This window comes from Brachyspira intermedia PWS/A (genome assembly GCF_000223215.1).
Taxonomy (GTDB): Bacteria; Spirochaetota; Brachyspiria; order Brachyspirales; family Brachyspiraceae; genus Brachyspira; species Brachyspira intermedia.
This window is the reverse complement of sequence record NC_017243.1, coordinates 2,861,439-2,886,582: the sequence shown is the minus strand read 5'-3', so window position 1 is coordinate 2,886,582 and position 25,144 is coordinate 2,861,439. Positions and strand designations below refer to the sequence as shown.

The 25,144-nt window shown below is 32.2% G+C and carries 40 protein-coding genes; 35 read left to right on the top strand and 5 right to left on the bottom strand.

Going from position 1 to position 25,144, the window contains the following annotated elements; all coding sequences use genetic code 11:
* The 5 genes from BINT_RS12600 to hisIE all read right to left on the bottom strand — a co-directional run bounded on the left by BINT_RS12600 (window position 1) and on the right by hisIE (window position 3,924).
* The gene (locus BINT_RS12600; RefSeq protein WP_014488954.1) at window positions 1–666 is read right to left on the bottom strand and encodes a hypothetical protein; all 666 of its coding nucleotides are present in this window, start codon (window positions 664–666) and stop codon (window positions 1–3) included.
* Between the two features lie 32 nt (window positions 667–698).
* A complete protein-coding gene (locus BINT_RS12595) occupies window positions 699–1,409 on the bottom strand; it encodes a hypothetical protein (protein WP_014488953.1) in 711 nt (236 codons plus the stop codon).
* A 12-nt stretch (window positions 1,410–1,421) separates the two neighbouring features.
* Window positions 1,422–2,330 carry a hypothetical protein gene (locus BINT_RS12590; protein ID WP_014488952.1) on the bottom strand — a complete coding sequence of 303 codons (909 nt, stop codon included), beginning with the start codon at window positions 2,328–2,330 and terminating at the stop codon, window positions 1,422–1,424.
* 21 nt (window positions 2,331–2,351) lie between these two features.
* Window positions 2,352–2,888: a hypothetical protein gene (locus BINT_RS12585; protein ID WP_041177472.1), complete on the bottom strand. Its 537-nt coding sequence runs from the start codon at window positions 2,886–2,888 to the stop codon at window positions 2,352–2,354.
* A gap of 355 nt (window positions 2,889–3,243) precedes the next feature.
* Window positions 3,244–3,924 carry a bifunctional phosphoribosyl-AMP cyclohydrolase/phosphoribosyl-ATP diphosphatase HisIE gene (hisIE, locus tag BINT_RS12580; protein ID WP_014488950.1) on the bottom strand — a complete coding sequence of 227 codons (681 nt, stop codon included), beginning with the start codon at window positions 3,922–3,924 and terminating at the stop codon, window positions 3,244–3,246.
* A 541-nt stretch (window positions 3,925–4,465) separates the two neighbouring features.
* Here hisIE and rpsL point away from each other — a divergent pair.
* The 35 genes from rpsL to BINT_RS12405 all read left to right on the top strand — a co-directional run bounded on the left by rpsL (window position 4,466) and on the right by BINT_RS12405 (window position 25,080).
* Complete coding sequence (rpsL, locus tag BINT_RS12575; protein WP_020064458.1) at window positions 4,466–4,840, top strand: 30S ribosomal protein S12; 375 nt, start codon at window positions 4,466–4,468, stop codon at window positions 4,838–4,840.
* A gap of 14 nt (window positions 4,841–4,854) precedes the next feature.
* Window positions 4,855–5,325, top strand: coding sequence for a 30S ribosomal protein S7 (gene rpsG / locus BINT_RS12570; protein ID WP_012671616.1), 471 nt, complete (start codon window positions 4,855–4,857; stop codon window positions 5,323–5,325).
* Window positions 5,326–5,344: 19 nt separating this feature from the next.
* Complete coding sequence (gene fusA / locus BINT_RS12565; protein WP_041177471.1) at window positions 5,345–7,426, top strand: elongation factor G; 2,082 nt, start codon at window positions 5,345–5,347, stop codon at window positions 7,424–7,426.
* A gap of 75 nt (window positions 7,427–7,501) precedes the next feature.
* On the top strand, window positions 7,502–8,728 hold the full coding sequence (tuf, locus tag BINT_RS12560; RefSeq protein ID WP_014488947.1) for an elongation factor Tu: 1,227 nt from the start codon (window positions 7,502–7,504) through the stop codon (window positions 8,726–8,728).
* 80 nt (window positions 8,729–8,808) lie between these two features.
* Window positions 8,809–9,114, top strand: a complete 306-nt coding sequence (rpsJ, locus tag BINT_RS12555) for a 30S ribosomal protein S10 (RefSeq protein ID WP_008723370.1) — start codon at window positions 8,809–8,811, stop codon at window positions 9,112–9,114.
* Between the two features lie 104 nt (window positions 9,115–9,218).
* Entirely contained in the window at window positions 9,219–9,872 is a 654-nt protein-coding gene (gene rplC, locus BINT_RS12550) for a 50S ribosomal protein L3 (protein WP_012671619.1), read from the top strand.
* A 28-nt stretch (window positions 9,873–9,900) separates the two neighbouring features.
* Window positions 9,901–10,548, top strand: coding sequence for a 50S ribosomal protein L4 (gene rplD, locus BINT_RS12545; protein WP_012671620.1), 648 nt, complete (start codon window positions 9,901–9,903; stop codon window positions 10,546–10,548).
* A gap of 11 nt (window positions 10,549–10,559) precedes the next feature.
* Window positions 10,560–10,853: a 50S ribosomal protein L23 gene (gene rplW, locus BINT_RS12540; RefSeq protein WP_012671621.1), complete on the top strand. Its 294-nt coding sequence runs from the start codon at window positions 10,560–10,562 to the stop codon at window positions 10,851–10,853.
* Window positions 10,854–10,865: 12 nt separating this feature from the next.
* Window positions 10,866–11,702 carry a 50S ribosomal protein L2 gene (gene rplB, locus BINT_RS12535; protein ID WP_014488946.1) on the top strand — a complete coding sequence of 279 codons (837 nt, stop codon included), beginning with the start codon at window positions 10,866–10,868 and terminating at the stop codon, window positions 11,700–11,702.
* Complete coding sequence (gene rpsS, locus BINT_RS12530) at window positions 11,702–11,971, top strand: 30S ribosomal protein S19 (protein ID WP_008723378.1); 270 nt, start codon at window positions 11,702–11,704, stop codon at window positions 11,969–11,971. Before rplB ends, rpsS begins: the two co-directional genes overlap by 1 nt.
* 11 nt (window positions 11,972–11,982) lie before the next feature.
* Window positions 11,983–12,390, top strand: a complete 408-nt coding sequence (gene rplV / locus BINT_RS12525; protein ID WP_014488944.1) for a 50S ribosomal protein L22 — start codon at window positions 11,983–11,985, stop codon at window positions 12,388–12,390.
* Window positions 12,391–12,393: 3 nt separating this feature from the next.
* Window positions 12,394–13,131 (top strand): 30S ribosomal protein S3, encoded by a 738-nt coding sequence (gene rpsC, locus BINT_RS12520; protein WP_014488943.1) that lies wholly within the window; start codon window positions 12,394–12,396, stop codon window positions 13,129–13,131.
* Window positions 13,131–13,544, top strand: coding sequence for a 50S ribosomal protein L16 (gene rplP / locus BINT_RS12515; RefSeq protein ID WP_008727113.1), 414 nt, complete (start codon window positions 13,131–13,133; stop codon window positions 13,542–13,544). Before rpsC ends, rplP begins: the two co-directional genes overlap by 1 nt.
* Window positions 13,544–13,750, top strand: a complete 207-nt coding sequence (rpmC, locus tag BINT_RS12510; RefSeq protein ID WP_012671626.1) for a 50S ribosomal protein L29 — start codon at window positions 13,544–13,546, stop codon at window positions 13,748–13,750. Before rplP ends, rpmC begins: the two co-directional genes overlap by 1 nt.
* 12 nt (window positions 13,751–13,762) lie before the next feature.
* The gene (gene rpsQ, locus BINT_RS15240; RefSeq protein WP_014488942.1) at window positions 13,763–14,125 is read left to right on the top strand and encodes a 30S ribosomal protein S17; all 363 of its coding nucleotides are present in this window, start codon (window positions 13,763–13,765) and stop codon (window positions 14,123–14,125) included.
* 5 nt (window positions 14,126–14,130) lie between these two features.
* Window positions 14,131–14,499 (top strand): 50S ribosomal protein L14, encoded by a 369-nt coding sequence (gene rplN / locus BINT_RS12500; protein ID WP_014488941.1) that lies wholly within the window; start codon window positions 14,131–14,133, stop codon window positions 14,497–14,499.
* A 2-nt stretch (window positions 14,500–14,501) separates the two neighbouring features.
* On the top strand, window positions 14,502–14,843 hold the full coding sequence (rplX, locus tag BINT_RS12495) for a 50S ribosomal protein L24 (protein WP_008723393.1): 342 nt from the start codon (window positions 14,502–14,504) through the stop codon (window positions 14,841–14,843).
* A gap of 17 nt (window positions 14,844–14,860) precedes the next feature.
* The gene (rplE, locus tag BINT_RS12490) at window positions 14,861–15,424 is read left to right on the top strand and encodes a 50S ribosomal protein L5 (protein WP_012671628.1); all 564 of its coding nucleotides are present in this window, start codon (window positions 14,861–14,863) and stop codon (window positions 15,422–15,424) included.
* Complete coding sequence (locus BINT_RS12485) at window positions 15,424–15,609, top strand: type Z 30S ribosomal protein S14 (protein WP_008723403.1); 186 nt, start codon at window positions 15,424–15,426, stop codon at window positions 15,607–15,609. Before rplE ends, BINT_RS12485 begins: the two co-directional genes overlap by 1 nt.
* 16 nt (window positions 15,610–15,625) lie before the next feature.
* Window positions 15,626–16,027, top strand: a complete 402-nt coding sequence (gene rpsH / locus BINT_RS12480; RefSeq protein WP_014488939.1) for a 30S ribosomal protein S8 — start codon at window positions 15,626–15,628, stop codon at window positions 16,025–16,027.
* A gap of 24 nt (window positions 16,028–16,051) precedes the next feature.
* Entirely contained in the window at window positions 16,052–16,624 is a 573-nt protein-coding gene (gene rplF, locus BINT_RS12475; RefSeq protein ID WP_014488938.1) for a 50S ribosomal protein L6, read from the top strand.
* A 10-nt stretch (window positions 16,625–16,634) separates the two neighbouring features.
* Complete coding sequence (gene rplR, locus BINT_RS12470; RefSeq protein ID WP_014488937.1) at window positions 16,635–16,991, top strand: 50S ribosomal protein L18; 357 nt, start codon at window positions 16,635–16,637, stop codon at window positions 16,989–16,991.
* An 11-nt stretch (window positions 16,992–17,002) separates the two neighbouring features.
* Window positions 17,003–17,521, top strand: a complete 519-nt coding sequence (gene rpsE, locus BINT_RS12465) for a 30S ribosomal protein S5 (RefSeq protein WP_148258794.1) — start codon at window positions 17,003–17,005, stop codon at window positions 17,519–17,521.
* On the top strand, window positions 17,521–17,700 hold the full coding sequence (gene rpmD / locus BINT_RS12460; RefSeq protein WP_014488935.1) for a 50S ribosomal protein L30: 180 nt from the start codon (window positions 17,521–17,523) through the stop codon (window positions 17,698–17,700). Before rpsE ends, rpmD begins: the two co-directional genes overlap by 1 nt.
* An 11-nt stretch (window positions 17,701–17,711) precedes the next feature.
* A complete protein-coding gene (rplO, locus tag BINT_RS12455; protein WP_012671634.1) occupies window positions 17,712–18,203 on the top strand; it encodes a 50S ribosomal protein L15 in 492 nt (163 codons plus the stop codon).
* 11 nt (window positions 18,204–18,214) lie between these two features.
* Window positions 18,215–19,555: a preprotein translocase subunit SecY gene (gene secY, locus BINT_RS12450; RefSeq protein WP_012671635.1), complete on the top strand. Its 1,341-nt coding sequence runs from the start codon at window positions 18,215–18,217 to the stop codon at window positions 19,553–19,555.
* A 4-nt stretch (window positions 19,556–19,559) separates the two neighbouring features.
* Complete coding sequence (infA, locus tag BINT_RS12445; protein WP_014488934.1) at window positions 19,560–19,778, top strand: translation initiation factor IF-1; 219 nt, start codon at window positions 19,560–19,562, stop codon at window positions 19,776–19,778.
* A 24-nt stretch (window positions 19,779–19,802) separates the two neighbouring features.
* The gene (rpmJ, locus tag BINT_RS12440) at window positions 19,803–19,919 is read left to right on the top strand and encodes a 50S ribosomal protein L36 (protein WP_008723415.1); all 117 of its coding nucleotides are present in this window, start codon (window positions 19,803–19,805) and stop codon (window positions 19,917–19,919) included.
* 22 nt (window positions 19,920–19,941) lie between these two features.
* Window positions 19,942–20,331, top strand: a complete 390-nt coding sequence (rpsM, locus tag BINT_RS12435; protein WP_008723417.1) for a 30S ribosomal protein S13 — start codon at window positions 19,942–19,944, stop codon at window positions 20,329–20,331.
* Window positions 20,332–20,347: 16 nt separating this feature from the next.
* Window positions 20,348–20,758, top strand: a complete 411-nt coding sequence (gene rpsK, locus BINT_RS12430) for a 30S ribosomal protein S11 (RefSeq protein WP_008723418.1) — start codon at window positions 20,348–20,350, stop codon at window positions 20,756–20,758.
* Between the two features lie 42 nt (window positions 20,759–20,800).
* A complete protein-coding gene (gene rpsD / locus BINT_RS12425) occupies window positions 20,801–21,427 on the top strand; it encodes a 30S ribosomal protein S4 (RefSeq protein WP_041177470.1) in 627 nt (208 codons plus the stop codon).
* A gap of 30 nt (window positions 21,428–21,457) precedes the next feature.
* Window positions 21,458–22,432, top strand: a complete 975-nt coding sequence (locus BINT_RS12420; protein ID WP_012671639.1) for a DNA-directed RNA polymerase subunit alpha — start codon at window positions 21,458–21,460, stop codon at window positions 22,430–22,432.
* Between the two features lie 41 nt (window positions 22,433–22,473).
* The gene (rplQ, locus tag BINT_RS12415; protein WP_014488931.1) at window positions 22,474–22,860 is read left to right on the top strand and encodes a 50S ribosomal protein L17; all 387 of its coding nucleotides are present in this window, start codon (window positions 22,474–22,476) and stop codon (window positions 22,858–22,860) included.
* Between the two features lie 115 nt (window positions 22,861–22,975).
* Window positions 22,976–24,475, top strand: coding sequence for a transcription termination factor Rho (gene rho, locus BINT_RS12410; protein WP_014488930.1), 1,500 nt, complete (start codon window positions 22,976–22,978; stop codon window positions 24,473–24,475).
* Window positions 24,476–24,498: 23 nt separating this feature from the next.
* Window positions 24,499–25,080: a Smr/MutS family protein gene (locus BINT_RS12405; RefSeq protein ID WP_014488929.1), complete on the top strand. Its 582-nt coding sequence runs from the start codon at window positions 24,499–24,501 to the stop codon at window positions 25,078–25,080.
* Window positions 25,081–25,144 lie beyond the last annotated feature (64 nt).

The following is a 25,144-nucleotide window of genomic DNA, read 5'->3' as shown; positions in this document are numbered from 1 at the left end:
TTATTTCCTAAGATCCGGTATTGGGAATCTTGCTGCTATAGCAAATTCATGTGATAAAACACTATCCAAACCATATAGTATTCTGTATCCTATATCCAAGTTAAGGAAACTAGTAACATATATATCAACTCCAACAGCACCTCCTATTGCAAATGTAGGGCTAGGTACTGTTACAGTAGCTTTAACTCTTCCATTTTCTTCAAACCATCTGTCATAAGTGTTTGCATTTATTTTTGTACCCATTAATAGTCCTAAATATAAAGACATTATTGGAGTTCTGCTATATATTTCTTCAGCGGTAACAGTTCTTAATTCACTCTTTTTTATATGATATATATGCATGCTGTAATATGCTGCTGCTAATATAGAATGCTGAGACTGTTTTACTATATTTCCTGTATGATAATTTCCTGTCATACCATCTTTGAAAGTATATTCTAATTCTAATCTCAAAGGTATGTTTCTCTGGTATCTATAGAAGTCAAATCCTGTAGAAAAACCTGCTCCAAGATAATTATTCATTATGTTCTGATTTTTATTATTTTTATAACCAGAATCATTGAAATTATATATAATTTTAGGTGCTATATAGAATGCATCTATTATTGGAAACAAAGATGAACTCATAAAGCAAGTTATTATTGATATTAATAAAATTTTTTTCATACTAAAAACCTTACAAAACATTATCAATTTTATTAAAAAGATATACCTACAGCTAATCTAGGAAGAGGTATTAACCTTATGCCAGGTGTGAAAGAATATCCTATATCAAGCAAAGATATATCTATAAAAGGACGAACTTCCCAATTAGCACCCATTTGAGAAAATAAATCTATTCTAAATCCCATTTCTCCGGATATATAGAAATCATAAACAGTAGTAGTTTTATATCTTGTACTTCCATCATCTCTTAATTCTTTACCATTAACTATAAATGTAGTCATACCAACTTTAGGAAGGAGGAAAAAACCGCTAGGAGTATCATTTTTGTTGAAGTAAAATCTTACTCCTATAGAAGCAGGTATAGCTATTGTGCTTCCATTATAAAATTTACTTATAGTACCTGAGTTTATAATATTACCGGCACTATCTTTTATAGGATCAGCATAATCTCCATAATGAGTATCAAAAGCATAAAAACCTAATGTAGCATCTATTGATTGTTTAGGTAAATAAGTATAATTATATGTTAATCTTATTCCAAATTTACCATCATAAAATTTACCGCTGGCACCTTCTTTAGTTTTAAATATTAATTCAGTAATAAGAGGCATAGTACCCATAGAAAATAGTGTAGTACCAAAATCTATTCCTAAAGAATGCTTTAAATAATCCTGAGCATTAACTATATTTACTGATGTAAAAATTAGTACAGATATAAAAATGATAATTTTCTTTATATTCATAATTCAAACCCATTAAAATCTTAAACTAAATCCAATTCTAGGAAATAATGCAAATCTTATATTTGCAAGATATTTTGCCCAATCAGGGAAACTGCTCCAAGCAGGTATATTGAATGCAGAGAAACCTGCAGTCAAAGAAGTAACGCCTCCTGTTACAGTGTTATATACATTTTGAGTCCAAGGTCTTACATAATATCCTATTTCAAGTATTGCTATATCTATAGTTGGTTTTACTCTCCATTCTTTAGTAGGGAATAATTCTATATTCCAACCCAACTCATAAGAAACATATAAAGCAGCATCATGAACAGTATGATCTGTTCTTATACCAGTAAGTCCATTATCTGTAGTTACAGTATAGAAGAATGCATCTATTCCGAAACGAAATGCATTATAGAATTGTCTTTTAGGTCCGTAAAATTTTACTCCGAATGTTACAGGCATAAATATAAATGAGGCATTAAAAGTTGTATCTTTACCAACAACCCCAGCATAATTTCCTTGTCCTAATGCTTCCAACAATTTTCCTGCATTTTCTTTTGTTATAGTCAAATCATAAGTACTTGAATAAACACCTATTCCTGTTTCCAAAGCTATTTGATTATGAACAAATAATGAATATGAAATGGCAGGTATATACCAAGCAGAACCTTTGGCATCAGCATAATCAAAATATTTATTGATATCGCCTAAATCCATACCAATTAATCCAGTTAGATTTACAGCATTATTTACAGCAGTGTTAAATAATAAAGGATAAAAAACAGCGCCTCCCGGATTTAAATTGACGCTTATCATTTGTCTTCCTTTTATCCAGCTGTAATCTTCGCCTGTTACTTCTGTAGAAAGAGGAAGTCCTTTAGCAGAAGCATAGGCACTCAAACAAAATAAAACAGATAATAATATAAAAATTTTTTTCATAATAAGAACCAATATATTTTTTTATTTTATAGCCTCACCGTTTTTAAATCCGCCTTGAGAATTTTTCAATATGTTTTCAATTTCAGCTTTTTTGTCAGCAGATAAGTTAGTACCTTTTAATATTTCATCAGAATTACTTAAATCTATATTTTCAGCCCCTTTATCCATAATAGAACTTATTAAATTACCTACAACAGCTTCACCGCCTTTATCATCAAGAACATCAAGTATAGTATCAACTGCTTTTTTAGCATTTTCATCCATTTCTACAACATAAAGTTCACTTCCAGCAGGAGCAGTCATTATATATTTGCCATTACTATCTTTGTATATACCGCCTATACCTAATACAGGTGAATCAAAAGTATAATCTCCCGCATTATTTCCAGTATTTATACTAAGTTTATCACCATTAGCTGAAGCTCCAGCCCAATTACCGCTTTGCATTTTTGAAAGTATTAAATCAGCTCCTGGTTTAGTAACTTTTACTCCATAATCTTTTGTACATGAAATTATTAAAATGATAGACATAAGTGAAATAAATGATAGTGTTTTCATAGCATATTTCCATAAATTAAAATATTTTTTATAACATTTTAATATTATAAATCACTAAGTAAAATATTACAATTTTTAATTATATATTTTTATATATTTTTTGTATTTTTTACATTTTTATGATTTTTTTAAAGTTTTTTTAAAAAAAATCACATATTTATTTTACGTTTTTGATTTTTTTTGATTACAAATTTTATAATGTATGTTAGTTTTATTAAATTTATATTTAAATTTGTTTTAAATGAAAAATAAAATATATATTTTTAGTAATTTTTAATGTATAATAAAATTTTTTATGTATATATTTGTATAATAATGATTCTTTTATAATTGAATTTTTATAAGATTAAAAATATTATGTATTAGAATTTTGTATTATTTCATGCTTTTTGTTTTCTTTTTTATCTATTATAGATCTGTTGGCTAATTCATTTTTTATATCATTGATAGTGATGCCTTTTTCCACCATTAAAACTAAGCTATGATAAAGTAAATCGGACAATTCATATATAGTTTCTTTGTTACTGTCGTTCTTAGCCCCTATTATGACCTCTGTGCATTCTTCTCCAACTTTTTTTAGTATTTTATCTATTCCGCTATTGAATAAATAAGTTGTATATGATCCTTCTGTTTGATTGATTTTTCTTCCTCTTATAAGTTCATAAAGTTTGTCTATAGAAAAATCTTTATAATCTTCTTTTGAATACACTTCATTAAAGAAACAAGATTCACTTCCTGTATGACAAGCAGGACCATCTTTTATAACTTCTATAACTAAAGCATCATTATCACAATCGCTTTTTATTGATTGTATATGCTGATAATTTCCAGAAGTTTCTCCTTTTCTCCATAATTCTTGTCTGCTCCTACTGTAGAAGCAAGTTTTTTCTTCTTTGATGCTTATTTCAAGGCTTTCTTTATTCATATATGCTAGAGTTAAAACTTCTTTTGTATAATAATCTATAACTATGGCTGGTATTAAGCCTTTATCGTCAAATTTTAATTTTGATATTTCATTTTGATTTATATTGTTCATAAATAATTCCTAAAATATTATTGATAGTAATTATGCTATAAATATAATTTTTTTGCAATATTTTATATTGAATTATATTGTTTTTAATCAATATTTTGCATATAGTTTTTTATAATTTGGAAATATGAATTAATTTATTTTAAAAAAAATTGTTATATTTAATTATATAATTAATTTGATTTTAAGAATTTTTTATTTTAAAAATTAAAAAGTTAAAAAATCTAATAATTGTAAAGTGATAAAATTTGAAGTATTTATTAGCGACTAATAATAAGAAAATATTAGTGAAAATATTAAAAAATAGTAAAAAACTATTAAATACTATTGATTTTTTTGTATAGTTGTTTTATAATGCTCTCACTTTCATAAAAGCGATTAAAGCGTATAGTATGGTTTTCTCACTATTAATTAGGTTTTAATACTATAATTGCTCAGTTGATATACTGTTTCGTGTTTGAAGTTTAATAAAAAATATTAATATTGTCATTCCTTGAAACGGATTGGCTTGTAAAAAAATAAAGAATTAGAGGTTTTGTATTTTATGCCTACAATTAATCAATTAGTAAGAAAAGGTCGCAAGCGTATCATAAACAAGACAAAATCGCCTGCATTAATGAAATGTCCGCAAAGAGAAGGGGTTTGTACTCGTGTAACAACAACTACACCAAAAAAACCTAACTCAGCTATGCGTAAAATTGCTCGTGTAAGAGTAACTAACGGTATGGAAGTAACAGCTTATATTCCTGGTATAGACCATACATTACAGGAACACAACCGCGTACTTATAAGAGGCGGAAGGGTTAAAGACTTACCTGGTTGTCGTTATCACATAGTTCGCGGAAGCCGTGAAGCTACAGGTGTAGAAAAGAGAATGAAAGCTAGAAGTAAATATGGTACTAAAAAACCAAAGGCTTAATGGAGTAAAGTAATATGGCTAGAAGAAGAAGAGCACAAACTAGAAAAATAGATGCTGATCCAGTTTATGGAAGCGTTGTTATTAGTAAATTTATAAATAAGCTAATGTATGACGGTAAAAAAAGTAAAGCTGAAAATATATTTTATAAAGCTATGGATTTGGTTAAAGAAAAAACAGGTAAAGATGGTTTAGAGGCTTTTAATGAAGCTATAGAAAATATTAAGCCTCGTGTAGAAGTAAAATCAAGAAGAGTTGGTGGTTCTACATATCAGGTTCCTGTTGATGTAAGACCAGACAGACAAAATTCTTTGGCATTCACATGGCTTATAGATGCTTCTAGAAAAAGAGGCGGAAGAAGTATGATAGAACGTTTATCAAATGAGATAGTAGACGCTATAGATGGTAAAGGTCAGGCAGTAGCTAAGAGAGATACAGTTCATAGAATGGCTGAAGGTAACAAAGCGTTCGCACACTTCAGGTGGTAATTTTAAGGAGAATATTTAAGTGGCACGTCAAATTTCGTTAGAAAACACACGTAATATTGGTATTATGGCTCACATCGATGCTGGTAAGACTACTTTAAGTGAGCGTATATTGTTCTTTACAGGTAAAACACATAGATTAGGTGAGGTTCATGAAGGTGCAGCTGAAATGGACTGGATGGAACAGGAAAGAGAAAGAGGTATTACAATAACTTCTGCTGCAACAACTTGTTTTTGGAATGGTCATAGAATTAATTTGATAGACACTCCAGGGCACGTTGACTTCACTGCTGAGGTAGAAAGATCTTTAAGAGTATTAGATAGTGCAGTAGGTGTTTTCTGTTCAGTAGGTGGTGTTCAGCCTCAAAGTGAAACAGTATGGAGACAAGCAAGTAACTATAAAATTCCTAGAGCTATTTTTGTTAACAAAATGGACAGGATAGGTGCTAATTTCTACGCTGTTTTAGATCAAACTAGAGATAGATTAAAAGCTAACAGTCACCCTGTAGTTATACCTATAGGTGCAGAAAGTAATTTCGAGGGTGTTGTTGACTTAGTAAATATGAAAGAAATAATTTGGGTTTCTGAAGACGGCATGAAAATGGAAGAAAGAGAAATCAGACCTGAATTAAAAGAAAAAGCAGAGGAATATAGAAATTCTTTATTAGAAGCAATCGTTGAATATGATGATGATGCTATGAATAAGTTCTTTGAAGGTGAGGAAATAGATGTTCCTACTATAAAAAGACTTATAAGAACAGCTACATTAACAGCTGACTTCTTCCCAATGTTCTGCGGTACAGCATTCAAAAACAAAGGTATTCAAGTATTAATCAATGGAATAGTTGATTATTTACCATCTCCTATAGATAAACCTGAAGTAGAAGGTACTGATTTAGATGGTAATGTTATAAAAAGAAAAATAGCTGATGATGAGAAATTCAGTGCATTAGCATTCAAAATAATGACAGACCCACACGTTGGAAAAATAGCATTCTTAAGAGTTTATTCTGGAATATTAGAATCTGGTTCTTATGTACTTAATGCTACAAAAGGTAAAAGAGAGCGTATCGGAAGAATACTTCAGATGCATGCTAACAAGAGAGAAGAAATTGAACAAGTATATGCTGGTGATATAGCAGCAGCAGTAGGACTTAAAGAAACAACAACAGGTGATACATTATGTCCTGAAAATGCTCCTATCATCTTGGAATCAATCAACTTCCCAGAACCAGTAATTAACGTTGCTATAGAGCCTAAAACAAAAGGCGACAGAGATAAAATGTCAGTTGCTTTATCAAGACTTGCTGAAGAAGACCCAACATTCAGAGTTAGCTTTGATGAAGAAACAGGCCAAACAATCATCGCAGGTATGGGTGAGCTTCACTTAGAGATTATCTGTGATAGAATGAAAAGAGAATACAAAGTTGAGGCAAATGTTGGACGTCCTCAAGTATCTTATAGAGAAGGTATCAAGAAAACAGTTGAAGTACAAGGTAAATTCGTACGTCAGTCAGGTGGTAAAGGTCAGTATGGTGATGTATGGCTAAGAATTGGACCTAATGAACCTAATGGTGGATTCAAATTCAACAATGAAATCGTTGGAGGAGCAGTACCAAGAGAATATATACCAGCTGTAGAAAAAGGTTGTGTAGAATCTATGAATACAGGTGTTCTTGCTAACTATCCAATGCTTGATGTTATAGTATCAGCATTTGACGGTTCATTCCACCCAGTAGACTCATCAGAAATGGCATTCAAAATCGCTGCTTCTATGGGATTCAAAGACGGATGTAAAAAAGCAGATCCTTATTTGTTAGAGCCTATGATGACAGTAGAGGTTGTAACTCCTGAAGATTATATGGGTGATATAATAGGTGACTTAGCTTCAAGAAGAGGGCAGGTTCACGGATTTACAGATAAATCTGGTTATAAATCTATTAATGCTACAGTACCTCTTGCAGAGATGTTCGGTTATACAACAAGTATAAGAAACGTATCTCAAGGTAGAGCTAGTTACACAATGCAGTTCTCACATTATGAGGAAGTACCTAAAAACGTAGCAGAAGAGATAATCGGTGCTAGAATGGGTAATAATAAGTAAGTAAGTAACTAATAAAATATTAGTATTAAAATAAAAAATAAATTTCCTAAAGGATAAAATAATTGGAGGATTAAAATGGCTAAAGGAACTTACGAAGGTAATAAAACACACGTAAACGTTGGTACTATCGGACACGTTGACCATGGTAAAACAACATTAACATCAGCAATAACAGCAGTATCATCTGCTATGTTCCCAGCAACAGTACAAAAAGTTGCTTATGACTCAGTAGCAAAAGCTTCTGAAAGTCAAGGTAGAAGAGACCCAACAAAAATATTAACAATCGCAACATCACACGTAGAATACGAATCTGACAACAGACACTACGCACACGTAGACTGTCCAGGTCACGCTGACTACATTAAAAACATGATTACAGGTGCTGCTCAGATGGACGGTGCTATCTTAGTAGTATCAGCAGAAGACGGTGTAATGCCACAAACAAAAGAACACGTACTTCTTTCTAGACAAGTAGGTGTAAACTACATCGTAGTATTCTTAAACAAATGTGATAAATTAGATGACCCAGAAATGGCTGAAATAGTAGAGGCAGAAGTAATAGACGTATTAGACCACTATGGTTTCGATGGTTCTAAAACTCCTATCATCAGAGGCTCTGCAATCAAAGCTATTCAAGCAATCGAAGCAGGAAAAGATCCTAGAACTGATCCAGATTGTAAATGTATATTAGACTTATTAAATGCATTAGATACATATATTCCAGATCCAGTACGTGAAGTAGATAAAGACTTCTTAATGTCAATCGAAGACGTATACTCAATTCCTGGAAGAGGTACAGTTGTTACAGGAAGAATTGAAAGAGGTAAAATTGAGAAAGGTAATGAAGTTGAAATCGTTGGTATCAGACCTACTCAAAAAACAACTTGTACTGGTGTAGAAATGTTCAAGAAAGAAGTTGTTGGTATAGCTGGTTATAACGTTGGATGTCTTTTAAGAGGTATTGAACGTAAAGCAGTAGAAAGAGGACAAGTATTGGCTAAACCAGGTACAATTACACCTCATAAAAAATTCGAAGCTGAAGTTTATATCTTGAAAAAAGAAGAAGGCGGAAGACACAGCGGTTTCGTAAGCGGTTACAGACCACAAATGTACTTCAGAACAACAGACGTAACAGGAGTAATCAACTTAGCAGAAGGTGCACAAATGATTATGCCTGGTGACAACGCTAACTTAACTATCGAGCTTATCACTCCAATCGCTATGGAAGAAAAACAAAGATTCGCTATACGTGAAGGTGGTAAAACAGTAGGTAACGGTGTTGTAACAAAAATATTAGAATAATTTAGAGCGAAAATAAAAGGGTATACCTTTTTGAAAGATATACCCTTTAATAAATTAAGAGAAAGCGAGTAATTCAAGCTATGAAAGAACAGAAAATACGAGTTAAACTAAAAGCCTTTGATATTGAGCTTATTGATCAATCAGCTCAGTCTATAGTAGCTAGTGTAAAGAAAACAGGTGCTAGAGTATCAGGACCTATACCATTGCCTACAAGTATACGTAAGGTAACAGTAATAAGAAGTCCGCATGTAAACATAAAGTCAAGAGAACAATTTGAGATGCGTATATATAAAAGATTAATAGATATCTTTGATGTAACACCTCAGACAACAGAGTCTCTTAAAAAATTGGCGCTTCCAGCTGGGGTTGATGTTCAGCTTAAATAAGCGTTTAATTAAAAAATATTAAAGATAAAGCTTTACTACGTTTTATCTGTAATAGTTTGAAACATTAAAAAGTAGTAAGTAAAATCATTATAGAGGATTCGCCGATGGTAGGAATAATTGGCAAAAAATTGGGTATGACAACAGTTTTCGATGAGACTGGTAATGCTATAGCAGTAACAGTTGTAGAGGCTGGACCATGCACAGTTATGCAGATAAGAGATAATGAGAAAGATGGCTACAGTGCTATTCAATTAGGCTATGGTGCCGTGAAAGAAAAGCATTTAAAAAAGCCTCAAATAGGTCAGTTTAAAAAAGCAAATTTAGAGCCTAAGAAATATTTAAAAGAGTTCAGAATGGACGATGCTAGCTCTTATACAGTAGGTCAAGAGCTTAAAGCAGATATATTTCAAGCAGGCGATTTTATAGATGTTAGTTCTTTGAGTAAAGGTAGAGGTTTTGCCGGTGTAATGAAAAGACATAATTATGACGGCGGTCCTATGAGCCATGGTTCTAACTTTAGAAGAAGAGCAGGTTCTATAGGTTGTAACAGCTACCCTGCAAGAGTATGGAAAGGTAAAGGTATGCCTGGACATATGGGTAATACTTTGACTACTATACAAAACTTAAAAGTAGTTGAAATAAGACCAGATGATAATTTGATTATGATAAAAGGTGCTATACCAGGTGCTATAAATAGCATAGTGAAATTAACATCAGCAGTAAAGAAACGTAACAAGAAGAAAAACTCAATGAATTAATAGAGTGAAATAATAACAGGATGATAAAATGGAAGTAGTAATACTAAATGAAAATGGAGATAGCGTAGGCAATTTAGAGATTGTTGACGAGATATTTAAATCAGAAGTTAACAATAATCTACTTTACGAAGCAATCAAAAATGAATTAGCTAACAGACGTCAGGGAACTCACTCTACAAAAACAAGAGCAGAAGTTTCAGGAGGCGGTAAAAAGCCTTGGAGACAAAAAGGCACAGGAAGAGCTAGAGCAGGTTCTACTAGATCCCCAATTTGGGTAGGCGGTGGTAAAACACATACTCCAAAGCCTAGAGATTATAGCTACAGATTGCCAAAGAAAATGAAACGTAAGGCTCTATTGTCTGTTTTATCTTTAAAATATGGAAGCAATGTTCTTAAAGTTTTTGAGGATTTTACTTTTGACGCTCCAAAAACAAAAAGAATGGCTAGTTTTATAAGTAAGGTTAAAGAACCAAATACAAGAAAGGTGGCATTTGTAGTAGGTAAAGATGAATCTTTAGGAGATAATTATAATAAATTATTATTATCTTTAAGAAACATCAAAGATTTAAAGCTTGTAAATGCAGACAGTATGTCTATACATCCTTTATTTTATGCTGATGAGGTATATTTTACTAAAACAGCTTTATCTAAATTAAATGCTAGAATTAAGGGTTAAAAAATATGAGCATGTATTCACTTTTAATTGAGCCTATACTTACAGAAAAAAGTAATATGCTTAGAACTGAGCCTAGAGGAACAGAGAAGCGTTATTATGTATTTAAAGTAAGACAGGACGCTAATAAGACAGAATTAAAGAAAGCGGTTGAGAAAATATTTAATGTACATCCGCTAGATTGTAAGATAATAAATGTTAAGCCTAAGAAGAAAAATCGCAGAATGAGCAGACGCGGATATACACGCAGCTATAAAAAAGCGATAATAGTTCTTGACGGCAAAGAATCAATAGATATAGTAAAATAATGAGGGATACCGATGGCTATTAAGAAATTTAAACCGACAACACCAAGTTTGCGTTATCGTACAGTAGTAGATTTTTCGGATATTACAACAAATGAGCCTTGTAAATCATTAGTATGCGGAAAAAAACGTATAAGCGGACGCGGTTCAAATGGTCGTATAACTATGCGTCGTCGCGGAGGCGGACATAAAAAACTATTTAGATTTGTAGATTTTAGAAGAGATAAACATGATGTAGAAGCTAAAGTAGTTTCTATAGAGTATGATCCTAACAGAACAGCTCGTATAGCTTTACTACACTACACAGATGGCGAGAAAAGATACATAATATGGCCATTGGGACTTAATGTAGGCGATAGAGTAGTAAGCGGTGAAAATGCAAAAGTTAAAATTGGATGCAGTTTACCATTGAAAAAAATTCCATTAGGTACTATAATACATAACATTGAAATAACTCCTGGAAAAGGCGGTCAGCTTGTTAGAGCAGCAGGAGGTGGTGCTCAAATAACAGCTAAATCAGGCGGTTATTGTGTAATAAGACTTCGTTCAGGCGAAGAAAGAAGAATACTAGAAAATTGTTATGCTACTATAGGTCAGATTGGAAATTTAGATCATTTCAATACTACAGACGGTAAAGCTGGAACTACTAGACATAAAGGTAGAAGACCTAAAGTAAGAGGTGTTGTAATGAACCCAGTAGATCACCCACACGGCGGTGGTGAAGGTAAAAGCGGACAAGGTAACCCACATCCGGTTTCACCTACAGGTGTACCTACTAAGGGATACAAGACTAGAAAGAAACACAAGTATTCTGACAGATTAATAATCAAGAGAAGAGGGGGTAAGAAATAATGTCTCGCTCTATTAAAAAAGGACCTTTTGTAGATAAGAATCTTTTTAAGAAGATACAAGCTGGAGATAATAAGCATCAAATAAAAACTTATAGCCGTGCTTCAACAATTATTCCAGAAATGATAGGTTTTACTATAAATGTTCATAACGGAAAAACATTTGTAGCAGTTTATATACAAGAAAATATGATAGGTCATAAATTAGGCGAATTTGCACCAACAAGAAAATTTATATCTCATGCCGGTGCCGCTAAAGTAGGTAAGAAATAAGGATTTAGACTATGGATTATAAAGTAAAGGTACGTTATTTACGCATTGGTCGCAGAAAAGTAGCAAGACTACTTCCTTTTGTTAAAGGTGAGTATGTTAACCATGCTATATCTAATCTAGCAACAATGCCTCAGATGTCATCAGTAGTTCTAAGAAAGGCTATTAAGAGCGGAATAGCTAATGCTATATTCCAATCAAGAAATATCAATCCAGATACATTATGGGTAAAAACTGCTTATGTTGATAAAGCACCTACTCTTAAAAGAATACGTGCAGCAAGCAGAGGTAGTGCTGATCCAATATTAAAAAGACTTTCACATATTACTATAATTTTAAGTGATGATAAAAAACCTGAAAAGAAAAAATTAAAAGCTAAGAGTGCTAAAACAGAAGAAGCACCTAAAGCAGCGGAGGTATAAACTATGGGTCAAAAGGTTAGTCCAATAGGCTTAAGACTCGGAATTAACAAAACTTGGTCTAGTAAATGGTTTGAAGATAGCAGAACTTATGCAGACAGTTTGCATGAAGATTTATCTATCAGACGTTATATAATGAATTATTATTATAAAACATTAAAAGAAGAACAAAAGAAAATCGGCGGAAAAAAAGAGTCTTTTGACCCTGCTATATCTGATATACAAATAGTACGTTTCCCAGATAGAATCAATATTTTCATCTCTACTGCAAGAGCAGGAGTTGTAATAGGTCCTAAAGGACAGAGAGTTGAAACTGTAAAAACAACTGTTCAGAAAATGGTTAAAAAACCAGTTCATTTCTCTATTACAGAAATAAGAGATGCAGAGTTAGATGCTAATTTAGCAGCACAAAGCGTAGCTCGTCAATTAGAAATGCGTGTTGCTTTCAGAAGAGCTATGAAAAGTGTTATAACTCAGGCTATGAAGAAAGGTGCTAAAGGTATAAAAGTTATGTGTTCTGGTCGTTTAGCAGGTGCTGATATTGCTAGAACAGAACAATACAAAAATGGTTCAGTACCATTACATACATTGAGAGCTAATATAGATTATGGCACTGCAGAAGCACTTACTACATTCGGTATTATCGGAATAAAAGTGTGGATCTATAAGGGTGAAATTCTTGATAAGAAAGAACATAAACAAGATGATGCAGGTAAAGTTATCAGTGCCAAAGGAGATAGATAATGTTACAACCATCAAGAATGAAATATCGTAAACATCATAGAGGCAGAATGAAAGGCAAATCTAAGAGAGGAAGTAATTTGACTTTCGGAGATTATGGTCTTATGGCATTAGAGCCTGTATGGCTTACAGATAGACAAATTGAGGCTGCACGTATTGCTATATCAAGACATGTTAAGCGTGTAGGTAAAATGTGGATAAAAGTATTTCCTGATAAGCCTTATACTAAAAAACCTGCTGAAACTAGAATGGGTAAAGGTAAAGGTAACGTTGAATATTGGGTAGCTGTAGTTAAGCCTGGAAAAGTAATATTTGAAATAGCAGGTGTTCCAGAAGAATTAGCTCAATCAGCTTTCAGACTAGCTGGTTTCAAGCTCCCTATCAAAACTAAGTTCATTAAGAGGGAGGCTATATAATGGCTAAGAACACTAAAGATTATAAGTCATTAGGTTTAGAAGAGCTTAAAGGTGAACTTCTAAAATTAGAAAAAGAATATCAAGAGCATAGATTTGAAAAAGTAGTTGGTGATGCTAGACAAACTCATCAATTAAAGAAAGCTCGTAAAGATATAGCTAGAGTTAAGACATTTATTCGTCAGCATGAACTTGGCATAAAAAAATAGTGAGGTATTAGTGTGGAAAGCAAAGCAAAAAAATATAAAAGAGTACTTGAGGGAATTGTAGTTTCTGATAAAATGGATAAAACTATAGTTGTTAAAGTAGAAAGCAAGCAGAAACACCCGCTTTATGGTAAAACTATTAGTAAAAATAAAAGATATAAAGCTCATGATGAAAAAAATGAATGTCATGAAGGTGATTTAGTAAGAGTGATAGAGTGCAGACCTCTTAGTAAAGATAAAAAATTCAGATTAACAAAAATAATCAAAAAAGCAGAGCGTATAGAAAAAGATTCTATAGACAGCGATGTAGAGAATGTTTTAAAACGTGAAAAACATGCTCCAGAAGCAGCAGTTTCTTCACAGGTTGAAGGAGAGTAAGAACTATGATACAAGTACCAAGCACTCTTAATGTAGCTGATAATACAGGCGTTAAAAAGTTAAAATGTATTAAGGTATTAGGCGGAAGCAGACGCAGATATGCTACTTTAGGTGATGTAATTATCTGTTCTGTAACAGATATAATACCTACTTGCTCTATAGAAAAAGGTAAAGTAGTAAAAGCTGTAATAGTAAGAGTAAAAAAAGAAGTTAGACGTCCTGACGGTTCATATATTCGTTTCGACGAGAATGCTGCTGTTATAGTAGATGATAAAAGAGAGCCACGCGGTAAACGTATATTCGGACCTGTAGCTCGTGAACTTAGAGACAGAGGCTTTATGAAGATAGTATCACTTGCACCAGAGGTAATATAATTATGATAAAGAAACAAGATTTAAGTAAGACAAAATACAAAGTAAAAAAAGGCGATACTGTTGAGGTAATAGCTGGAGAGCAAAGCGGAGAACGCGGAGAGGTATTGTCTGTAGATAGAACAAGAGGCAGAGTTTTAGTAAAAAACATCAATATGGTTAAAAAAACTATGCCTAAAAGCCAAGAGAATCAAAAAGGCGGAATAGTTGAGAAAGAAGCTTCAATACATATATCCAATGTAATGGTAGTAAACAAAGCAGGAAAAGCTACTAGAGTTGGAAGAAAAGAAGTAGACGGTAAACTAAAAAGATATGCCAAAAAATCAGGCGAAGTTCTTGATAAGTAAGTAGGAGAAAATAAATTATGTCAGTATTGAAAGATAGGTATGAAAACGAGATTAAACAGTCTCTTCTAAAAGATATGAATTTAAGCTCTACTATGGCTATCCCTAAAATAGAAAAAATCATAATCAATATGGGAGTAACTCAGGCTGTAACAGACAAAAAATATGTTGATTCTGCTGTAGAAGAACTAAGCCAAATAGCAGGACAGAGAGCTGTTGTAACAAGAGCTAAAAAGTCTATAGCTAACTTCAAATTAAGACAAGGTATGCCTATAGGCTGCAGAGTAACTTTAAGAGGCGAAAGAATGTATGACTTCTTAGAGAGATTAATATTCATAGCATTACCAAGAGTAAGAGACTTCCAAGGTATTCCTAGAAGAGGTTTCGATGGTAATGGTAATTACAACTTAGGAATAAAAGAACATACTATATTCCCAGAAATAAGTTTTGATAAAACAGATGCCGTAAAAGGCTTAAATATAACAATAGTAACTACTGCAGATAATGACGATATGGCACGCACTTTATTAGAAAGAGTTGGTTTGCCATTCCGTGCAGCACCTAAAAGTCAGGAGAATAAATAATGGCTAGATTGGCACTTAAAGTTAAAGCTACAAAAAAACAAAAATATAAAACAAGACAGTATAATCGTTGCCCAATATGCGGCAGACCTCGTGCTTATATAAGACAGTACAAGATGTGCAGAATATGTTTTAGAGATTTAGCAAATAAAGGTTTGATACCGGGCGTAACTAAGTCTAGTTGGTAATTTAAGGAGAATATGAATGAGTGTACATGATCCAATAGCAGATGCTTTAACTATAATAAGAAATGGTTGTAGAGCAAAAAAAGAGTCTGTTACTATACCTTTTTCTACAAAAATGGAAAATATACTTGCAATTTTAAAGAAAGAAGGTTATATTAATGACTTCAAAAAAGTAGAAGTAAAAGATAAAAATTTCTTCCGCATAGAAATAGATTTGAAATATTATGAGGGAAGTTCAGTAATAGAAGGAATTCAAAGAGTATCAACTCCAGGTTTAAGAGTTTATACATCAGTAGATACTATACCTCAAGTAAAAAACGGTTTCGGTATATCTGTAATATCTACAAGTAAAGGTGTAATGACAGATAAAGAGGCTAGAAAAGAAAAAGTTGGCGGCGAAGTTTTATGCTACGTTTGGTAATAAATTATTAAGAGGGTATTAATAATGAGTAGATTAGCAAATAAACCTATAGCGATACCTCAAGGCGTTGAAGTTAAGATAGACGGACATAAAGTAATCGTAAAAGGTAAAAGAGGGGAGTTGACAAGAGAGTTTTTTGATTATATAATATTTGAACTCGAAAATAATTCTCTTTGGGTTAAACCTCCTAAGATTGAAAGTACTGACGAGAAAGCTATTAAAGAAAATAAAGCTAAGTACTCTGCACAATTAGGTTTGGTGTGGAAGCTTATTTCTAATATGATAGAAGGCGTTACTAACGGATATAAAAAAGTTCTTCAATTAGAAGGTACAGGTTATCGTTCTAATGTTCAAGGAGATACTATAACATTGCAATTAGGTTTTTCTAGTGATGTAAAAATGAAAATACCAGAAGGTATTAAAGTAACAGTTGAAAAAGATACTAAAATCACTATCGAAGGCAATGATAAAGAACAAGTAGGCGAGCTTGCTATGAATATCAAAAAGAAAAGACCTGTTGAGCCTTATAAAGGTAAAGGTGTTAGATTTGACGGCGAGCATGTAAAATATAAAGAAAGTAAAAAAGCTGCTAAGTAAGGGGTTTTTTATGAGTTTAAGAGAAAAGATTAAAGCTCAACGCGAAAGAAGAAAAAGAAGTATACGTATAAGAATAGAAGGAAGCTCAGAGCGTCCAAGACTTACAGTTCATAAAAGTCTTAAATATGTATCTGCTCAAATAATAGATGATAGCAAAGGTATAACTTTAGCATCAGCATCTTCTCAAGAAAAAGATTTAAAAAGCGGTAAGAATGTGGATATAGCTAAAGAAATAGGTAAAGTTTTAGCTACTAGAGCAAAAGAGAAAAATATAAGTGAAGTTGTATTTGACAGAAACGGATATATATATCATGGAAAAATAAAATCCCTAGCTGACGGTGCTCGTGAAGCAGGATTGAAATTTTAAGGAGTATTACCTTGGCACACGATATAAATAACAACGAAGAAAAAAGTATGTATGAAGAGCGTCTAATAACTTTAAACAGAGTAGCTAAAGTTATGAAAGGCGGAAGACGTTTTAGATTTGCCGCTTTGATGGTTTTAGGCGATAAAAATGGTCATGTTGGTTTAGGTTACGGTAAAGCAAACGAAGTACCAGATGCTATAAGAAAAGCTATAGAGCAAGCTAAGAAAAACATGATAGAAGTTAACTTAAAAGGTGAAACTATACCTCATAATACAGTTGGTGTATTTAGAAGTAGCAGAATAGTTATGAAACCAGCTTCTAAAGGTACAGGAGTTATTTCTGGAGGTCCTGCTCGTGCAGTATTAGAATTAGCAGGAGTTAAAAACATTCTTTCTAAGTCTTTAGGAAATAACAACTCTATGAACCTAGCTAAAGCTACTTTTGAAGGTTTAAAATCTTTGAAAACAGTAGAATATATGGCTAACAAAAGAGGTGTAAGTATAGATCAAATTTATGGGAGGGCAGAATAATGGCTAAAGTTGTAATAACATTAGTAAAATCTCCTATAGGCTATGAGAAATCTCAAAGAGATACAGTTGTAGCTTTGGGTTTCAAAAAGGGCAAAAGAGTTGTAGAAAAAGAAGCAACTCCTCAAATAAATGGAATGATAAATAAAATATCACATCTTCTTAAAGTAGAGTATAAGTGAGGTTCTTAAAAATGGCACAAGAAAATACAAAAATATTAAGAGCTCCTAAGGGATCTAGTAAAAAACGTCATAGAGTAGGACGCGGACAAGGTTCTGGTTGGGGCTGTACTGCAGGCAGAGGTGATAAAGGTGCTCAGTCTCGTGCCGGTTACAGCAGAAGAGCTGGTTTTGAAGGCGGACAAATGCCTTTGCATAGAAGAATTCCAAAAAGCGGATTCACTAATGCAGCTTTCAAAAAATGTGTAAATATTATAAATGTTGGTGATTTAGATTCTATAGGCGGTAATGAAATCACAAGAGAAACTTTACTTCAAATGGGTTTCTTATCATCTAAGAGAGATTATATTAAACTTCTTTCTATGGGTGAAGTAAAAAATGCTGTTACTATAACAGTTGATATGGCTAGTAAAAAAGCTATAGAAAAAATAGAGAAATCCGGCGGTAAAGTTGTAATACATGAACGCAAAAAATATATTAGAAAGAAAGAAGATAAAAAGTCTTAAGGTAAATTATAATGTTTAAGTCGTTTGCTAATATATTTAGGGTACAAGAATTAAGAAGCAGAATCTTATTTACTGTTATTGCTATATTAGTTTATAGAATAGGTAGTCATATTCCTACACCTGGTATAGATCCTACAGCATTGTTAGGTTTCTTGTCCTCATCTCAAGGCGGAGGAGGACTTTTAACTATAATGGATTTATTTTCAGGTGGTGCTTTATTTAGATTTTCTATATTAGCATTAGGTATTATGCCTTATATTTCTGCTTCAATTATAATGCAGCTTCTTGGTGTAGTTATTCCTGCTTTGGAAAGAATGCAAAAAGAAGGTGAGAGTGGTCGTAAAAAGATAAATCAGTATGTTAGATATCTAACTCTTGTTCTTTGTATAGTACAATCTGCAGCTATGGCTAGCTGGATTCAGAGTATAAATGAAGGTGCTATGATATTTATGAATCCTGGTATAGGTTTCATACTTCTAGTTGTTGTAACAGCTACAGCTGGTACCATGTTCTTGATGTGGCTAGGTGACCAGATCACAGAACGCGGCCTTGGTAACGGTATATCTGTTATAATCTTTGCCGGTATTGTTGCTCGTATTCCTGCTGGTGTATATGATGTTATACAGAAAAGAGAAAGTGAATATTTGAATTCTTTAGTTATAGTTCTTTTCTTTATAATTTTCGCAATAGTAATATTCTGCGTAGTTTATGAAGAAAGCGGACAAAGAAGAATTCCTGTTCAGTATGCTAAAAGAGTTGTAGGCAGAAAAGTATTCGGAGCTCAATCAACTCATATACCTTTCAAAATCAACCCATCCGGTGTAATTCCTATAATATTTGCTTCAGCTTTAATGGCAATTCCTGCTCAAATAGCTAGCTTAACTAGAGGAGTTCAATGGAGATGGCTTGATGCATTGCTTAGATTCTTCTCTTATGGAAGTTGGGCATACATAATTCTTTATTGTTTATTAGTTATAATGTTTGCCTATGTTTATACATCAGTACAGTTTAATCCTGATGATATAGCTGAGAATCTTAAAAAGTCCGGTGGTTTTATACCAGGTTACAGACCAGGTACTCAAACTGCAGAATATTTAAAGACAGTATTAAGCAGAATAACTATAGGCGGTTCAATATTCTTGGCTGCAATAGCAGTATTTCCGGATTTAATGTCTAAGATTCCTATATTTGCTCCTTTTAGAGGTACAAATAATTCGCTTGTTTATTTGATGGGTGGAACATCTGTAATGATTAGTGTAAGTGTTGCTGTTGAGTTATTAAAACAAATAGAGTCCTATTTACAAATGCATAACTACGACGGCATATTAAAGAAATCTAAGGTGAGAAGGTAATAATATGGCTGAAAGAGAAACTATAGAAGTAGAAGGTACTGTAGTAGAGCCTCTTCCAAATGCTACTTTTAGAGTAGAGTTAGAAAATGGTCATAGGATATTGGCTCATATATCAGGCAAAATGCGTATGAATTTTATTCGCATACTTCCTGGGGATAAAGTAACTATAGAAATGTCTCCCTATGATTTGACAAAGGGTAGAATAATTTATCGTTATAAGTAATAAATTAAATGGAGATTAGTTACAATGAAAGTAAAAAGTTCTATAAAAAAACGTTGTAATGACTGCCAAATAGTGAAGAGAAAAGGCGTCGTTAGAGTTATATGTAAGAAAAACCCAAGACATAAACAAAAACAGAAGTAATTAATTTAAGGAGATAATTAATATGGCACGCTTAATGGGTGTTGAAATAAGAAATAATAAAAGAATAGAAATAGCCCTTACTGATATATATGGTATAGGACGTACTCTTGCTCATGTTATTTGTGATAAAGCTAATATAGACTACTCTATTAAAGCTAAAGATTTAACAGATGCACAAATTACTGCTTTAAGAGATGCTATAGAAGCCACTACTAAAGTAGAAGGTGATTTACGTACAGAGCTTTATAATAATATAAAACGTTTGAAAGACATTCACTCATACCGCGGAATGCGTCATATTAAGAGGCTTCCTGTACATGGTCAACGCACTCGTACAAACTCTCGTAATGCTAGAGGCGGCGGTGCAAGAAAAGCTATTGCTGGTAAGAAAAAAGCACCAGGTAAAAAATAATTAATGGGGGAGAATAGTGGCTACTCAAAAAGGTAAAAAAACTCTAAAAGATAAAAAAATTAAAAAAGATAGAAAAGTTGAAGCTTTTGGTATAGTACATATAAAGGCTAGCTTTAATAATACAATAGTTACTATAACTGATAGAAATGGTGACACTTTATCATGGGCTAGTGCAGGTTTAGATGGAGATTACAAAAGTAGTAAGAAATCTACGCCTTTCGCAGCACAAGTTGCTAGTGAAAAAGCATCTAAAAAAGCTTATGAAATGGGTGTAAGAGAAGTAGAAGTTTATGTTAAAGGTCCTGGAATGGGTAGAGAAAGCTCTATCAGAGCTGTTGAAGCTTCAGGTCTTAAAGTTAAACTTATTAAGGACGTTACTCCAATGCCTCATAATGGCTGCCGTCCTAGAAAAAGAAGAAGAATATAATAGTTAATTAAGAATTGTATTGATAATAGGAGATAAATAATTATGGCAAGATATAGAGATGCTAGTTGCAGATTATGTCGCCGCGAAAAAATGAAACTTATGTTGAAAGGCGATAGATGTCTTACTGCTAAATGTGCTATAACAAAAAAGAGAGATGTACCTGGTCCTGCTAACAGAAAAATGAAACAGTTATCAGAATATGGTATTCAGATGAGAGAAAAACAGAAAGTTAAACGTATTTACGGCGTTTTAGAAAAACAATTTAGAAATTATTATCATGAGGCTATTCGTGTAGCTGGTGTATCCGGTGAAAACTTACTTAGATTATTAGAGCTTCGTTTGGATAATGTTGTTTACAGACTTGGACTTGCTAAAAGCAGAAATCAAGCTAGACAATTTGTAGCTCATGGTTTTATATCAGTTAATGGTAAAAGAATGACAGTTCCTTCTTATTGTGTTAAAGTAGGTGATAAAGTTGCTTTCACTGAAAGAGGTAATGCAGTAGCTGAAGTAAAAACTATAGTGGAAGGTTTAAAAAGTGAGTATGTTCCTGCTTGGTTAAGTTTAGATCTTTCTAATAAGACAGGCGAAATCGTAACTTTACCTATAAGAGAGCATATAGAGTATCCTATTAATGAACAGCTCATCATTGAGTATTATTCTAAGTAATGGAACTCTTTTATAAGGGGTATTTTAAGAATGGCATTAAAAGAAATATTAGAATCTATTAGACATCCTCATAGAGTTACTTTTGAAAAGAAGGATTTAACTCCTACTTATGGTAAATTTATAGCTCAGCCTTTTGAGAGAGGATATGCGGTAACAGTTGGTAATGCTTTAAGAAGAGTACTATTATCTTCTATACCTGGTTATGCTATCACTACTATCAAAATTGATGGTGTTAGCAATGAATTTGAAAATGTTCCTGGAATGAAAGAGGACACAATTGTTATGATTATGCATCTTAAAAATGTTGTGGTTTCTCTTCCTAGCCATATGGATACTAAAACTATTCATATGAAAAAAGAAGGTCCATGTGTTATCACTGCTGGAGATTTGGTGGCTGATGATACTGAAGCTCAAGTGCATAATCCTGACTATTATATAGCTACAATTGCTGAGGGATATACTTTTGAGATGGATATTCAAATTGAAGGTGGATACAGCTATGTGCCTGCTGAAATGAATATTGAATTATTAGAAGATATTAATGCTATAGCTATAGATGCTATTTATTCTCCTATTGTAAGTGTAAAATATAATGTTGATCCTATCAGAGTAGGTCAGCGTATAGATTATGGTAAACTTACTCTTGAGATAGAAACTAAGGGTAATATAGCTCCTGATAAGGCTTTATCCCAAGCTGCTAAGATTTTAAGAGATAATTTAAAGCATTTTATGGATCCTGAAGAGGCTAATGGAGATGATGAAAAAATAGAAGAAACTCCTAAAGATTCTGTGCTTGATTCTCTTAAAGGTAAACATATTGAAGAGGTAGAATTCTCTGTTAGAACTGCTAATTTCTTAATGGCTTCTGATTTGAAAACTTTAGATAAAGTTGCAGTTAAAACTGATGCTGATTTATTAAGATTAATCGGTGCTAATGAAATGATTATCGAAGAAATTAAAGAAAAGCTAGCTGAGTATAATGCTCATCTTGGTATGAGAGGATAAGAGAATAATATAAAAGTTAATAAACTTTCAAGGATAGTAAAATGAGACATAGAGTTACAGTAAAAAAATTTAATAGAACAAGTGCACATAAAAAAGCTATGCTTTCTAATATGCTTACTTCTCTTTTTAAATATGAAAAAATAGAAACTACTAAAGAAAAGGGTAGAGCTATTAAGCAATTAGCTGATAAAATAATTTATAGAGCTAAAGTTGATAATGTTCATAATAGAAGAACTGTAGCAAAGTATGTTAAAGATAAAACAATACTTGCTAAACTTTTCAAAGATATAGCTCCTAGATATGCTGGTAAAAACGGCGGTTATGTAAGAAAAATTTTATCATATAAGAGATTCGGTGATGCTGCTGACATGTGTGTTATTATGCTTTGCGAATCTGATAGCAGTTCTGCTAAAACTGAAAATAAATAAATTAAATCAAGTTTATAAATCTAATATAAGCAAATTAAGATAAATATTATATCGTGTAGTTATAGCGAGTATTCGCTATAACTTAGCATGATTCTTATTTATCGAAGGAATTATTATGCCTTTTCCAACCAAAAAACGTGTTAAAGTATCTAATGAAAATGAGGAAATTGAAACAGCTCCTGTTCAGGTAAAAAAAGTTGTTAGAAAGAAAGTTGTAAAACAGGTTGTTGCTGAAAATAATGAAGAAAATACAAATAATTCAGAAATTGTACTTGAAAAAGATGAATTTGATAAAGAAATAGAAAGTAATGATGAAGTGAAAGAAATAAAAAGACCTCATGATATACTTTATATTAGCAAATTAAGTGTTTTAACTTTTGAGGAATTATTGGAATTTGCTGAATCTTATGGTATAAAGAAAGACACTAATAATAATATAAGACGTCAGGAACTTATGCATGCTATATTAAAAGCACAGATTGCTTTAGAAGGAAAAATAGTTGCTGAAGGTACTTTGGAAACTTTACAAGATGGTTTTGGTTTCTTGCGTTCAAAAAATAGTAATTATTTAGTTGGACCTGATGATATATATATTTCTCCTGCTCAAATAAGGCTTTTCGGACTTAGAACTGGTGATTTAATTACTGGAGAAGTTAGACCTCCTAAAGATAATGCCGGAGAGAAATTTTTTGCTTTACTTAGAATAGAAACTGTTAATGGAGAAGAACCTAATAATCTTTATAAAAGACCTCATTTCGATAAATTAACTCCAATTTTTCCTAATGAACGTATAGATTTAGAGTTTGCTCCTAATAAAATTTCTACTCGTATTATTAATTTAGTTTCTCCTATAGGTAAAGGTCAAAGAGGATTAATAGTAGCACCTCCTAAAGCTGGTAAAACTATGATGCTTCAGGAAATTGCTAATGCTATATGTAAAAATTATCCTGATATCAAACTTTTCATTCTTCTTATAGATGAACGTCCTGAAGAAGTTACTGATATGAAAAGACAAGTACCAGAAGCTGAAGTTATTGCATCTACTTTTGATGAAACTCCTGATAAACATTGTCAAGTTTCTGAAATGGTATTAGAAAAAGCAAAAAGATTAGTTGAAAATAAACATGACGTTGTTATTATATTAGATTCTATCACAAGACTTTCAAGAGCTTATAACTTAGTAGTTCCTGCAAGCGGTAAAGTATTAACAGGCGGTGTTGATTCAAATGCTTTACATAAACCAAAAAGATTCTTCGGTGCTGCTCGTAATATAGAAGAGGGTGGATCTCTTACTATAATTGCTTCTGCTTTAGTTGATACTGGAAGTAAAATGGATGATTATATCTATGAAGAGTTCAAAGGTACTGGTAATATGGAACTTCATTTAGATAGAAAACTTGCTAATAGAAGACTTTTCCCTGCTATTGATATTGATTCTTCTTCTACTAGAAGAGAGGATTTACTTCTTACTGAGGAAGAGAAAAATAAAATGTGGGCATTAAGAAAATATATGCAGTCTCAAGGTATTGATGAAGATCAATTAATAGAAACTGTTGTTGATAAAATGAATTCTACTAAAGACAATGCTGAATTTTTAAAATTATTAAATTCATAAATATTTTTTAGGATTTTATTAATATGTCGAAAAATTCTGAAGAAGAAGAGAGAAGACTATTTGAATTCTATTTAGAGCATGGACATTTTCCTGATGAGTTTAATGATAAAAAAGAAGATATAAAAAAAGAATTTAATAAAAATAAAATTGATAAAGAAAATAATTTTAATAAAGAAATTCAAATCAATTCAAAAGAAGAATTAGCCTACACAAAAGAAGATGAAGAAATGTTTTTAAGTGCAATTGAGAATCTCGATTGCACTAATCATTCTAAAAAATCTATTCATGACAGAAAAGTTAATACTAAATTCAAGCCTAATATAAAAAATGCCATTCCAAAAGATAGGCTAGATCTACATGGACTTACAAGTGAAAGAGCATTAATAGAAATTAAACATTTTATTTATGAATGCCAAAAAAATAAAATAAGCCCAATACTAATAATACATGGCAAAGGTTTTGGAAGTGAGAATAGGATACCTGTTTTAAAAAATCTAGTCGAATATTATTTAGCAACAGATGGAAAAAATTATATAAAATATTCTTCTGATGCTCCTATCAATCTTGGAGGAAGCGGTGCTAAAATAATTTATTTGGATATATAATATTTTTTGCTTTATTTTAAATCCCGCCCTATATATTTTTTGTTTAATTAATAATATTTAATTA

Coding starts and splice junctions, on each gene's coding strand:
- rplP (WP_008727113.1), top strand. CDS start 13,131: ATGTTACAACCATCAAGAATGAAATATCGTAAACATCATAGAGGCAGA.
- rpsL (WP_020064458.1), top strand. CDS start 4,466: ATGCCTACAATTAATCAATTAGTAAGAAAAGGTCGCAAGCGTATCATA.
- BINT_RS12595 (WP_014488953.1), bottom strand. CDS start 1,409: ATGAATATAAAGAAAATTATCATTTTTATATCTGTACTAATTTTTACA.
- rpsC (WP_014488943.1), top strand. CDS start 12,394: ATGGGTCAAAAGGTTAGTCCAATAGGCTTAAGACTCGGAATTAACAAA.
- rplC (WP_012671619.1), top strand. CDS start 9,219: ATGGTAGGAATAATTGGCAAAAAATTGGGTATGACAACAGTTTTCGAT.
- hisIE (WP_014488950.1), bottom strand. CDS start 3,924: ATGAACAATATAAATCAAAATGAAATATCAAAATTAAAATTTGACGAT.
- rplW (WP_012671621.1), top strand. CDS start 10,560: ATGTATTCACTTTTAATTGAGCCTATACTTACAGAAAAAAGTAATATG.
- rpsD (WP_041177470.1), top strand. CDS start 20,801: ATGGCAAGATATAGAGATGCTAGTTGCAGATTATGTCGCCGCGAAAAA.
- secY (WP_012671635.1), top strand. CDS start 18,215: ATGTTTAAGTCGTTTGCTAATATATTTAGGGTACAAGAATTAAGAAGC.
- rplD (WP_012671620.1), top strand. CDS start 9,901: ATGGAAGTAGTAATACTAAATGAAAATGGAGATAGCGTAGGCAATTTA.
- rplR (WP_014488937.1), top strand. CDS start 16,635: ATGAGTTTAAGAGAAAAGATTAAAGCTCAACGCGAAAGAAGAAAAAGA.
- BINT_RS12405 (WP_014488929.1), top strand. CDS start 24,499: ATGTCGAAAAATTCTGAAGAAGAAGAGAGAAGACTATTTGAATTCTAT.
- rplB (WP_014488946.1), top strand. CDS start 10,866: ATGGCTATTAAGAAATTTAAACCGACAACACCAAGTTTGCGTTATCGT.
- BINT_RS12600 (WP_014488954.1), bottom strand. CDS start 666: ATGAAAAAAATTTTATTAATATCAATAATAACTTGCTTTATGAGTTCA.
- rpmJ (WP_008723415.1), top strand. CDS start 19,803: ATGAAAGTAAAAAGTTCTATAAAAAAACGTTGTAATGACTGCCAAATA.
- rpsM (WP_008723417.1), top strand. CDS start 19,942: ATGGCACGCTTAATGGGTGTTGAAATAAGAAATAATAAAAGAATAGAA.
- tuf (WP_014488947.1), top strand. CDS start 7,502: ATGGCTAAAGGAACTTACGAAGGTAATAAAACACACGTAAACGTTGGT.
- infA (WP_014488934.1), top strand. CDS start 19,560: ATGGCTGAAAGAGAAACTATAGAAGTAGAAGGTACTGTAGTAGAGCCT.
- rplQ (WP_014488931.1), top strand. CDS start 22,474: ATGAGACATAGAGTTACAGTAAAAAAATTTAATAGAACAAGTGCACAT.
- rpmC (WP_012671626.1), top strand. CDS start 13,544: ATGGCTAAGAACACTAAAGATTATAAGTCATTAGGTTTAGAAGAGCTT.
- BINT_RS12585 (WP_041177472.1), bottom strand. CDS start 2,888: ATGAAAACACTATCATTTATTTCACTTATGTCTATCATTTTAATAATT.
- rho (WP_014488930.1), top strand. CDS start 22,976: ATGCCTTTTCCAACCAAAAAACGTGTTAAAGTATCTAATGAAAATGAG.
- BINT_RS12485 (WP_008723403.1), top strand. CDS start 15,424: ATGGCTAGATTGGCACTTAAAGTTAAAGCTACAAAAAAACAAAAATAT.
- rplN (WP_014488941.1), top strand. CDS start 14,131: ATGATACAAGTACCAAGCACTCTTAATGTAGCTGATAATACAGGCGTT.
- rplE (WP_012671628.1), top strand. CDS start 14,861: ATGTCAGTATTGAAAGATAGGTATGAAAACGAGATTAAACAGTCTCTT.
- rpsH (WP_014488939.1), top strand. CDS start 15,626: ATGAGTGTACATGATCCAATAGCAGATGCTTTAACTATAATAAGAAAT.
- rpsJ (WP_008723370.1), top strand. CDS start 8,809: ATGAAAGAACAGAAAATACGAGTTAAACTAAAAGCCTTTGATATTGAG.
- rpmD (WP_014488935.1), top strand. CDS start 17,521: ATGGCTAAAGTTGTAATAACATTAGTAAAATCTCCTATAGGCTATGAG.
- BINT_RS12420 (WP_012671639.1), top strand. CDS start 21,458: ATGGCATTAAAAGAAATATTAGAATCTATTAGACATCCTCATAGAGTT.
- rplO (WP_012671634.1), top strand. CDS start 17,712: ATGGCACAAGAAAATACAAAAATATTAAGAGCTCCTAAGGGATCTAGT.
- rpsS (WP_008723378.1), top strand. CDS start 11,702: ATGTCTCGCTCTATTAAAAAAGGACCTTTTGTAGATAAGAATCTTTTT.
- BINT_RS12590 (WP_014488952.1), bottom strand. CDS start 2,330: ATGAAAAAAATTTTTATATTATTATCTGTTTTATTTTGTTTGAGTGCC.
- rpsG (WP_012671616.1), top strand. CDS start 4,855: ATGGCTAGAAGAAGAAGAGCACAAACTAGAAAAATAGATGCTGATCCA.
- rplV (WP_014488944.1), top strand. CDS start 11,983: ATGGATTATAAAGTAAAGGTACGTTATTTACGCATTGGTCGCAGAAAA.
- rplF (WP_014488938.1), top strand. CDS start 16,052: ATGAGTAGATTAGCAAATAAACCTATAGCGATACCTCAAGGCGTTGAA.
- rplX (WP_008723393.1), top strand. CDS start 14,502: ATGATAAAGAAACAAGATTTAAGTAAGACAAAATACAAAGTAAAAAAA.